This is a genomic window from Serratia sp. BIGb0234, from assembly GCF_024809915.1.
Taxonomy (GTDB): domain Bacteria; phylum Pseudomonadota; class Gammaproteobacteria; order Enterobacterales; family Enterobacteriaceae; genus Serratia; species Serratia liquefaciens.
Map to the genome: position 1 here is coordinate 1 of NZ_JANUEI010000022.1, position 10,149 is coordinate 10,149.

Genomic DNA, 10,149 nt, shown 5'->3' on the forward strand with positions numbered 1-10,149 from the left:
AACTGGAAATGGCAGAATGAAACATGGTTGAATCGGGAGCGGGAAACCCTGGCTGCTTGAATCAACTGAGGCGACAACTACCTTGACACGCACCGAGTGTACCGCGACTGAGTACCACACCCTGTCGGTTGTATATCTCCGACTGGCGGTACAGCGGCGTGTGCTCTGCGAACTTTGCCGTGACGATCCGCGCCAGCAGACCAGGTCCGGCATAACTGCGTTCGATGGGTTTTGACGGCATGGGATACTGGACTATGCAGTCACACTGGCCGCAGGCCTGCTTGGGGCGTTGGGTTTCGATAACTTTAAAGGCGCTGCTGATGATCTCTAGTTGTTCCGAGATATCACAACCCAGTGCATGCAGTTTCCCACCGCATTCAGGACAGCTTTTTTCTGCCGGTAGGATGGTTTGTATTTCGCGGGGCAGAGTGGCAGGTAAGGGTTTTCGTGACGATGACTGCCGCAGCGCCGAAGGAAGTGCCGGGTCAGGTTGTCCACCCAGAATGTCGGCCATTTCTTCCTGCAGATGACTGATACACTCCTGCGCTTCATGTATCTGCCGTTCGGCCTTCTGCCGCATTTTTTCTGAGCGCTGGCCGAACTGCATACGTTGCAGTTTCACCACCAGTGCTTTCAGCCGGTTAATTTCGGTGGCGTAAGATGCCACCCGCTGAGACAGCAGGAGATTGTTTTCTGCCAGTATCCTATTAGCCGCCATCTGCTCGCGCAGTAGCGCTTTCAACCGGGCGATATCATCAGGGAATGATGTATCCATTCCCTCACTTTACAGCAGGTTATATCCGTATACCAGGTCGTTCCATCCGCTGTGGATGTTTCCAGTTTATGCCCTCAAGCAGCATGGACAACTGAGCAGGTGTCAGGTGGACTTTACCCTCACGGGTCACCGGCCATACGAAGCCCCCACGCTCAAGCCGTTTGGTGAACAGGCACAGGCCATCGGCATCAGCCCACAGCACCTTGAGCATATCACCCCGACGACCGCGGAAGATGAAGACCTGCCCGGAGAACGGATTATCGTTCAGTGCATTCTGCACCTTTGAGGCCAAACCGTTGAACCCGTTGCGCATGTCGGTGATCCCGGCCACGATCCAGATGCGTGTCCCTGCCGGCAACATGCTCATTGTGCACCCGCCTTCATTTCGCCGATAAGTATTCGCAGAAGTTCGGGAGTCAACTCACCCCGGATGCGAAGTATTCCGCAGGGAAGCTCCAGTGCAAAATCAGTGAACTCACGTGCTGCCTTGATTTGTAGTGCAGACAGGTGAGATAGATCGACAATATTCAAGTTTTTCTCATCCATGACCCTTTAACTCCCTTTAACTCCCTTTAAACAGTGGCGTTCGATGGTTTGACTCGTTCACCTGGTCATATTGCGTCAGGATTTTGATGTCTATACCCTATTGCTATAGATAAGCCTGTTTTTTGAACAGGCTTACCGTACAATAATTCACTATATCCAAACTGGCCCCTATCTGCGTAACGTCAAAGGCTTCCGGTTCAACCATAAAAGGGTATACCGAATTTACTGCGAGCTGTCGCTGAACAAGCGAATAAAGCCGAAAAAACGACTGAAACGGGATAAACCTGAACCGCTGACGGTGCCTGAAAGCAGCAACGAATGCTGGTCAATGGACTTCATGCATGATCAATTATCAGATGGTCGTTCAATCCGTTTACTGAATGTCATCGATGACTTTAATCGTGAGGCACTGGCCATTGATGTGGATTTTTCCCTGCCGGCAAGTCGTGTCGTCAGAACCCTGGGCAACTCATTGAATGGAAGGGGAAACCTGTCGCCATTCGGTGTGACAATGGTCCAGAATATACAGAAAAGATACTGACATCATGGGCAGCGAGGCAGAATATAACCCTCCATTTTATTCAGCCAGGCAAACCTCAGCAGAATGCTTATATTGAGCGCTATAACCGGACGGTGCGTTATGACTGGCTGGGTCAGTACCTGTTTTCATCCTTGATCGAATTGCAGGACTATGCCACGCGATGGCAATGATTTTATAATCACGAACGACCGAATATGGCGTTAAATGGCTTCACGCCAATGCAGCATAGTCAACGCATGGTCTGATTCTACTTATCACCTCCGTTAAAAATGGGGGGATTACCCCAGTACCGCCACCTTTCCACTTTCGGTGCATAACACTGTACCCCAGGGTAAATAGTGGAATGGTCACCCCTGATACCACATTCTGCCAACATCTCATGCAGCTCGCGGTAGCTGATGCCGCATTTGCAGCACCAGCGTTCCACCCACAGGATGATTTCTCTCTGAAAATGTCAGCCTTTGAATGGATCCATAGACTGCTCTCAGTAAAAAGTAGCTGTAAGTTTACCACCCTCAGCTAGTTGCAACAGTGCTTCGAATCTTATTTGGAAGGTGTATTTAAAATACTTTTTACTTCTCTGTATTTTATCTTGAATCCCGCCAGGTCAACCATAGTCCGATAAGCTTTCCCCTCTTTCACATACAGTATGATGGCGGTACTCGACACGTTGAATTTATCGAGCAGGTGAATATCCCCCTTGTCTGACTTCACTATCCCAAAAGGTATTTCGGCCAAATGTGACTTTGAGTCACACCGGGTAAATTTAATTGGGATGGCACCGTCATTGTCCATTTTCATATTCAAAAAATCACCGTTCTTTGCCGTATCGGTAAATGCAATAAACAAACCACTATCACACTGTGAATCGGGATCTACCGAGATAGTAATTAACTGAAGGGGAGCGTCACCTCGTTTAAGTTTCATCCCCATCCAGATGTATTCATTGGGATTATCCTGGTCGGCCTTGGCACCCTGCTCCCCCCTCAATATCGTCGCATCCATCACACATCTATCTTGATGGCAAGTCGCCTCCCAGGGATGCAGAATGAAAAGCTCGTTTTCACCTGACTCTTTCGAGTAGGATGTAAATGAAATGGCGATAAGAAACACTGAGATAAAACACTTCTGAATATAGTTTAAATCTAACTTAATCATAATAACACCTCACCATAAATAATAATAACACAATGGGCTATTCACTCTAAAACCTTACTCCCCCCCTCTCATCAACCAGGATTACAACGGTACATAACTAGAGCAACATTGATTAATACGATACCTTTATTATTTTTTTGTACGTACCATCAAAGGTTGCGGAGTTTCCGCAGAAGGCTCTACACTCCCCAACCGAAGAGACGTCAATTTGAGAGCCTGTGACATTCATGTTTACCGTACATTTCTCATCCCCCCCGGTCTCTTCAGCAGTAAACGTATGTTGAACGGACGCCCCTTTCAGTGGTGCAACAAAAGTGACCGAGCAAGAATTATAAGAGGGTTCACCAACACTAGTGTCTATGTTAACGGCCAGTTTTCCGGCGGGAAATAACACGCTCTCGATAATCCCGAAATTATTAGAGAAGGTCCCCGTCACATGTTGGTAATCATAACTGGCACTGAGCTCGATATAGCGGGCCCGATAGCTACCGAGGAGACAATTCGCCACTTTAATGTCTGAACCTTTGCATTTATTTCGTTTTGCAAGCCAGGCCTGCTGACTCGTTTTCAATGCAACGACATCGACACCGGGTGATTGACTGAGGGCCTTATAAAGGTTGGCCATGGTGTTATCTAAATCCCCCATTCCGGAGTTACCGCCAGAACAAAGCACCTTTTCGACATGCGTCCTTGCTTTTGCACAGTCAAAACTGGGCTCCTCCTGCGCGAAGGCAAAAGAAGAAACAGACAGTGTTAACAGTGCCAGACCAAAACCCAAGGGATAATTCATGGTATACATTTCCTTTTTACCGTCTCCTTTTCGGCGAGCCCGAAAAGGAGTGATAATTAAGATAAGGCATCATCGTTATTGATGATGCCTTGAGAACCGTCCACTTCACCTCGCTTGCCCTTCACCACACTAACCCTTAAGGAAATCTGGCGACGATAAAAGCCGTTTCATATTGGTGGTTCGGGTATTGCGCGTTGATACGCTGAGAAAACTCCTCTTTTGTTACCCTGTGCCGATAAGTGTCATGCAATAAAACAAGGAATTCGTTTGATTGCGCCGTCGTGTCAATGGGGATCCGTTTGTACGTTGGGTCTTTTTCTATCTGACTGACGAGCTTATTGAACCAGCTATAAAAGGGTTTATCTTCAACGGCAGCAGCAACACGTGGATCCTGATTAACACACCCCTGAAGCACCAGAATGCTAAATAAAAAGATAACCAAAGCAACCACACTGTGTCGTTTGCATTCACTTTTCATATTTTCCTCACGGTTTTTAATAGCCACTTTTCATCACAAAGCAGCGTCGTCATAAAGTTAAATGTCTTATCGCCAGAACCTGATGCCCACGGGCATAATACTCCGCACGCAGTATGCGTCCCCTGCCATCACAAACAGATCCTGTCGCATGGCTGTTTTACTCCGGCAGCGCATCAGGGAATAACCGCCATCAGAATCGCCACTGAATCCCCGCCGTAACTCCGTTGTCCTGGTAGTTTTCTGATAACAGGCCGGTATAGCTTAGCGATACATCGATAGTTTCCCCCACATTGACTTGCGCGCCTGCCTTCATCACCATCCCATCCCTGGAGGCCGCGACGGTGGCCGTGTTGAAGGTCGCGTCACTGCCGGCAAAACGCAAACCCACCTCGCGTTCAGGGTGATTATATTGATGTTGCCAGCCCATCTCCCCCCGCAGCGTCACAGCATGCTCTTTACCCATGCTCCAGCGTTTGTCCGCGCGTAACCCAAGCGTAGACAGCGTCGCACTCGTGCTTTGGCTCTCCCCACTCAACGCACTGGCTCCGCCGTGTTCATTAAAGCCATTGCTTTTATAATTCACCCAAGCCAGGTTGGCAAAAGGCTCCATGTTGACCCAGGCAGAGTTCAGACGGTATCCCGCTTCAGCAAATACTTGTCCGGTGCCAGCGCCATAATGTGCTTTATCGCTGCTTGATTGCCCGTAATACCCCACGCTGCGCGACGTTTCAATCCGATGCCATGTATATGCCGTACCGGCGCGCAGGTTCAGATTGTCATAGGATTTTCCGGTATAGAACGCCAGGTGGTAGTTGTCACTGTCCGCCGATGCGCTGTTACCGTGCAATGAGGTGCGGGTATAGCCCGTGGCCAGACCCAGTCGCCATTTATTGGCCAGTTCGCTGTCAGCACCGAGCAAGACCCCGAAAGTTGAGTCATGAAAACCCGCCGCATTGTCATTACCGCTGGCATGAGCCCAGTTGCCCAGTAAGCTGACCCAGGCTCCCTGTTCGTCCTGTTTTATTTCACCACTGTCCGTTGCCCCCTGAGCCTGTCGCAGCCGGCCATTCAGCGTATCGCGTACGTAGCGGCTGTTATTCACCGAGGCGGAGGCGATATCCGCATGCACTTGTCCCGAGAGCTGGCGGTAAGCCTGACGCGCTTGTTCAACAGAAGGGGCAACCAACAAGCTCTGATAAACCGAATGGTTAACCGGGAGGTGCTCAATCGCGGTAGCGAGGTTACGTTGATTTGGTGTATTTGCCACCTCCGCAAAACGAGTGGTGTTGCGTTGCAAACCCAGAGTGACGCTATTTGGCTGATAAAGTACATCAGGAGTTAAAAACAATCCGGCACGCGCAGAGCCAAATTGCCCGGTGACACCTTGACCGGCGTTGAGCACGGTGTAGCGCTGGGCAAGAATATTGCTGGTAACATCAGTCGTCGCTAACAGGTTACGCCCCGCCCCCGGCACAACGCTAATCTCCCCCCCGTTCAGCGTCGCCTGGCCATTTACCTGCAGCAAATCGCTACGCCCGGCCTCCACCTCAGCCAGATAACGGGAACCCGTTTCCAGTGTCAGATTATTGTCTATCGTCAGCGTGCCAATGGAGTTTCCTGGCGAAACCGTCCCCCCATTGTGGGCTGCCAACGCACCAATTCTCCCGTTACCGCCAACCAGTCCTCCGTCACCCACCGCGACCGCCCCGGTAGCCTTACCGTCAGCGATGAATGCCCCATCGGCCACAACATCACTCACCAGTGAGCCGGTGCCCGCCAAATGCAATGCGGCTCCCCTGGCAATCATCGTCTGCCCGGTATAGTCACTGTCACCACTGAGCGTCTGACTGCCGCCGGAAATGGTCACACCGCCCTTATAGTGTGTCCCGACGTTATCCCCGAGCACCACGTCAGTGATACGCCCCGAGAAATTATCCCGAGCCTGGCTCAAAATCAGCGTTCTGTTACCCAGCGTAACCACACCGTTGCCGCTTAAGCTGCGGATAGTGGCATCATTCATGCCATCCGGCACTTGCCACTCAGAATAGTAACTGCCATGTTCAGCAATATCGAACCACCCGTTGTTCTCCACCCGGGATGAGCGGGCAATATTCCCAGGCCCAGTGAGGTACAATACGGCGCCTTTATTGATATGAGTCGCCCCGGTATAGGTATTTACGCCGGTCATATTAACCACCACATCCGACATCAGCGTCAGGGGACCGTTGCCTGAGATAGTCCCCGCCAGTCCCAGAAAACCTTTTTTGCCGCTGGCATCGACGGAAGGGTCCCCCGCAAGGGCAGGCATTAAGTTACCCATTTGCTTTGTTATCCGATTAAGTTGCACCTCGCGACCATCGGCATCAGTGGAAAAGTTATCCGCACTGATAAAAAAGGGACTAAAGGCCGTGAGCTGGTTTTGCAAATCATACATCACTGCATATTTACGGAAAAAACCAATCCCCAGAGTCATGTTCCAGGTTTTTTTATCACTGCCATCTTTATCGATGACCAATCGGTCCTTATCACTATTCTCTGTCAGAAGGAGTCCGCTTCCCACTTTTTGGCCATTGACGTCAACCGGCTGGAGTGTCAAGTTCACAATCCTGGCTGTTTTGGCCTCGTCTCCGCTAAACTTCACCCCCTTTTTCTCTAAAATATCCCCGAGTTTTTGGCTGTCTATAGTGATATGCGAGGGATTGCCCGTGTCGAACAAGATGGCGCCACTCAATGTGTCACCGGGAAGCTCAATCGTGCTTTCTTTCCCATTAATATTTAGCGTGAAGGCATATTTAAACCGCCCTTCATGCTGTGATGACGCAGGCGCGCCTGAATTGGGAAATTGGGTAATATCGCCTTCGTCACGCGTCGGTGCCCAGGGGACCAGGGTGTCGAACTGCGCCCGCAGACTGGGGGTTAAATGAAGGATGCTACAAGGCGCGCAACCTGGCGAAAGCGTTTTGCCATTTTCGCCCGAATTGTCATTACCCGCGACAATAAAACCTGTTGAAGTAACAGTGGCAAAGGGGCTGCCACCATTAGGATTGTCTTTTGCATCCTTAAAAAGAAAATCCCCAACGCCAAAGGTGCCGTAAAAGTAATCCTCTTCGATAGGCCTTCCTGCGTTGAGGGCTTTCTCCGCGGCCAAATCTATATAGTAGAACTTATCGCCCAATTTTTTAAAGGGGAGTTGTTCCTTTGGAACGGGTTTGTCGCTTAAAAAATGCTCTACCTGGCCAATCACATACCCCTTATTATTGCTATCAGGTGTGACGACCGGCGTTGGGTTATCGTCTGACGTGTAATAGGTCAGGCTTGTTACCTGCTTGCGTTGTAACCAGTAGCCCCCCCAACTATCGTTACCATAGAGATAATCGTATGCCTGATTCATGTTCGGTAAACGAGAAGTATCCTGTTGACCCAGCGCGGCGTTGAACTGATCTGACCCTGTATCAAAAACGTATTTTTGTGCCGGGCCGCCATTGACCCCCACATTGATGGTCAGGCGGTCTCGAAGGTGACCAAGGGGGATACTTATCGGGCTTTGCGCAGCGAAGGAATAGATATTAGCCTGAAATAGTGCAATGCTTGTATAAATTGCTAACGAACTGATTTTATTTACCATATCCTTGCCCCAAACAGTTATTGACCTATGGATGATTGCTGTAAAAGATAATCAATTAAATCTGTTTTTATAATTTCCATTTGTTCATTCGGAACTGTAGCCAATGAATGGTAAATGTCCATAACTTAAATAAAAAATAAAATATTTCATTATTAATCAGTACTCAAAACTTGATGCAGCACTGTTATCCGTGAACCGCCCTGCCTCCGTAGACATTCCCCTCACGACGAGGCAAGTCAGAAGATCTCGACCGAAATCACTGTGCCGACAGTCCGATGGCAGAAGACTCCAATACAATCAAAAACATTCGCACGAACCATTCCCCGGTTTTATAAACTTTCCCTGATGCATTATTCTTTTGAGAAAACCGAAATTAGGTGATGTATTCACCTGAACCTCAGCCTGGCGAAGAGTATTTTTACTGCTGGAGGTCACGCCCTTCTGTTCATTATTGATAGCATATAGCGGCTTATGTCACTTTTCTCTTTCTTCACGTTCAGAGCAGTTCGAGCTCACCAGACTTCGCGCCCCCCCATCAATAGCCATTAAAAACCAACCACCGACAGGCTTTTAAAACGTAAAAACACGCATCCTACCGAAATCAGAGTGATATTATAAATGGGGAAGCCGCATGCGATTTAAATCATATTCGCCCATTAAGGAAATACTCTTTCGCAAGAAAGATAGCTATTATTGTTAATAAAAAGGGGAAATATCAACCCAGCTTAAGAGAAAAAACTGTCTACTTTCTTGTATTTCATGCTGTTTAGTAATTTATCATCGACCTGACTCAATAAGCCTTTGGCATGTTGGTATTGAACGTCAAGTTGGCGGTTTTGCTGCATGCTCGCATTCAGGGAAAACAACACCGTCCCCTCTTTCACCACGAACTCCGGTTCGACAACACGGGCTTTATTGCCAACAGAGCTCAAAAAGAAAAAAAGTACCATGGCTATTGCAAATACCAATACGATGCTACCGAACAATTGTATATTTTTCATGGTTGATAAAACCTCAAAAGTGATCAACGGATATTCATGATTCGGCGCTATGCCTCAACTTGACATGAAGTATATATGCCCGTTTAAACGACCGATATCTGACTAGTCAGAAAAGAAAGTCATAGCTAAACCTAAAGAGTGACTGTTAAGATTTACCGTAAAGGCAACAAGGGAGATAGACATGGATACTAGGCTGTGTCCCTTAATTGCATAACCTTCTGTAAAACAGGCGGATGCAGCCCAGTTTCACCATTGCCAGATAATTCCTCGCTGTTTTGTCGTAACGCGTAGCGATGCGACGGTATTCCTTCAGACGCCCAAAACACCGCTCAACGACGTTCCGATTGCGGTACGCAGTACGATCAAGCTTTGAACGTCCATCCGATGCCATTTTCTCATTTGATTTTCGGGGGATGACTGCTTTTATGCCGTTATTTTTCAGCTCGTTGCGCAATACGTGTCCGGAGTACGCTTTGTCGGCCAGTACCGCATGCCCACGGCGTTTCATGCTGCCGTTATTACGCTGAACCCCAATGCCGTCCAGGAGTCGTTGCGCGAACTGGCTTTCATGGGCCTGTCCGGGACTCAGCACGATATTTAACGGGAGGCCGCTTCCGTCCGTTGCCAGATGGATCTTGGTGCCAAAACCACCGCGAGAGCGACCCAGCCCATTATCTCCGGCGATATTGGGATGTTTTTTTGAGCCCCGGCGGCACATTTCAGCGCCCGGATATTACTGCCATCCAGCGCTGTGGCAGACCAGTCAACGAGGCCATTCGCATCAAGTAGTGAGAGTAACCTGTTGAAAATGATGTTAATCAGTCCAGACTTTGACCATCTGTTAAAGCGGTTGTAAACGGTCTTCCATGGGCCGTATCGCTCAGGTAAATCACGCCATGGTGCACCTGAGCACAGGACCCAGAACATGCCATTGATGATCATACGATGTTCTGCCCATGGGCGTCCGGCCCGTGGAGATGCAGGCACTGCAGGGAGTAAGGGCTGGATGATAGCCCATGCTTCATCAGGAATGTCGTAGCGAGCCATAGTTCAATATGCTGTGGAAACAGGCAGTTATTATAGCTCAGATGATTAAGGGACTCAGCCTAGGCGTATTTCACGTCATTACGGCTTGTTACATTGGCTGATATTTATCGCAGTTTACTTCTTACTCGCCACCATCAGTCTTGAAACACGCGATCCCTGGAGCCTGTCAAGCACCGTTTGGTTGCCGG

The 10,149-nt window shown here is 49.0% G+C and carries 8 protein-coding genes and 3 pseudogenes; 1 reads left to right on the plus strand and 10 read right to left on the minus strand.

The window, feature by feature from the left end; genetic code table 11:
• Positions 1-76: 76 nt before the first annotated feature.
• The 3 genes and pseudogenes from M2407_RS26000 to M2407_RS26010 all read right to left on the minus strand — a co-directional run.
• Positions 77-775: pseudogene (locus M2407_RS26000) on the minus strand (IS66 family transposase zinc-finger binding domain-containing protein); the annotation flags it as partial.
• Between the two features lie 19 nt (positions 776-794).
• Complete coding sequence (gene tnpB / locus M2407_RS26005; RefSeq protein ID WP_259220244.1) at positions 795-1,142, minus strand: IS66 family insertion sequence element accessory protein TnpB; 348 nt, start codon at positions 1,140-1,142, stop codon at positions 795-797.
• Positions 1,139-1,321, minus strand: coding sequence for a hypothetical protein (locus M2407_RS26010; RefSeq protein ID WP_259220245.1), 183 nt, complete (start codon positions 1,319-1,321; stop codon positions 1,139-1,141). Before M2407_RS26010 ends, tnpB begins: the two co-directional genes overlap by 4 nt.
• Positions 1,322-1,490: 169 nt before the next feature.
• On the opposite strand from M2407_RS26010, the pseudogene M2407_RS26015 reads away from it, so the two are divergent.
• Positions 1,491-2,107, plus strand: a pseudogene (locus M2407_RS26015) (IS3 family transposase); the annotation flags it as partial.
• A 29-nt stretch (positions 2,108-2,136) separates the two neighbouring features.
• Here the strand turns inward: M2407_RS26015 and M2407_RS26020 are convergent.
• The 7 genes and pseudogenes from M2407_RS26020 to M2407_RS26050 all read right to left on the minus strand — a co-directional run.
• Positions 2,137-2,301 (minus strand): annotated as a pseudogene (locus M2407_RS26020) (IS6 family transposase); the annotation flags it as partial.
• Positions 2,302-2,405: 104 nt separating this feature from the next.
• Positions 2,406-3,020 carry a hypothetical protein gene (locus M2407_RS26025; RefSeq protein WP_259220246.1) on the minus strand — a complete coding sequence of 205 codons (615 nt, stop codon included), beginning with the start codon at positions 3,018-3,020 and terminating at the stop codon, positions 2,406-2,408.
• Positions 3,021-3,132: 112 nt separating this feature from the next.
• Positions 3,133-3,810, minus strand: coding sequence for a lysozyme inhibitor LprI family protein (locus M2407_RS26030; protein WP_259220248.1), 678 nt, complete (start codon positions 3,808-3,810; stop codon positions 3,133-3,135).
• A 136-nt stretch (positions 3,811-3,946) separates the two neighbouring features.
• The gene (locus tag M2407_RS26035; RefSeq protein WP_259220249.1) at positions 3,947-4,315 is read right to left on the minus strand and encodes a hypothetical protein; all 369 of its coding nucleotides are present in this window, start codon (positions 4,313-4,315) and stop codon (positions 3,947-3,949) included.
• Positions 4,316-4,478: 163 nt separating this feature from the next.
• The gene (locus tag M2407_RS26040; RefSeq protein ID WP_259220250.1) at positions 4,479-7,913 is read right to left on the minus strand and encodes an autotransporter outer membrane beta-barrel domain-containing protein; all 3,435 of its coding nucleotides are present in this window, start codon (positions 7,911-7,913) and stop codon (positions 4,479-4,481) included.
• A gap of 725 nt (positions 7,914-8,638) precedes the next feature.
• Positions 8,639-8,914 carry a hypothetical protein gene (locus M2407_RS26045; protein WP_259220251.1) on the minus strand — a complete coding sequence of 92 codons (276 nt, stop codon included), beginning with the start codon at positions 8,912-8,914 and terminating at the stop codon, positions 8,639-8,641.
• A gap of 202 nt (positions 8,915-9,116) precedes the next feature.
• Positions 9,117-9,961, minus strand: a protein-coding gene (locus tag M2407_RS26050) for an IS5 family transposase (protein WP_259220252.1) whose coding sequence is annotated in 2 segments (ribosomal slippage) — positions 9,117-9,616 and positions 9,616-9,961 — 846 coding nt in all. Because the reading frame shifts where the segments join, the coding sequence is not laid out codon by codon here.
• Positions 9,962-10,149: the final 188 nt, after the last annotated feature.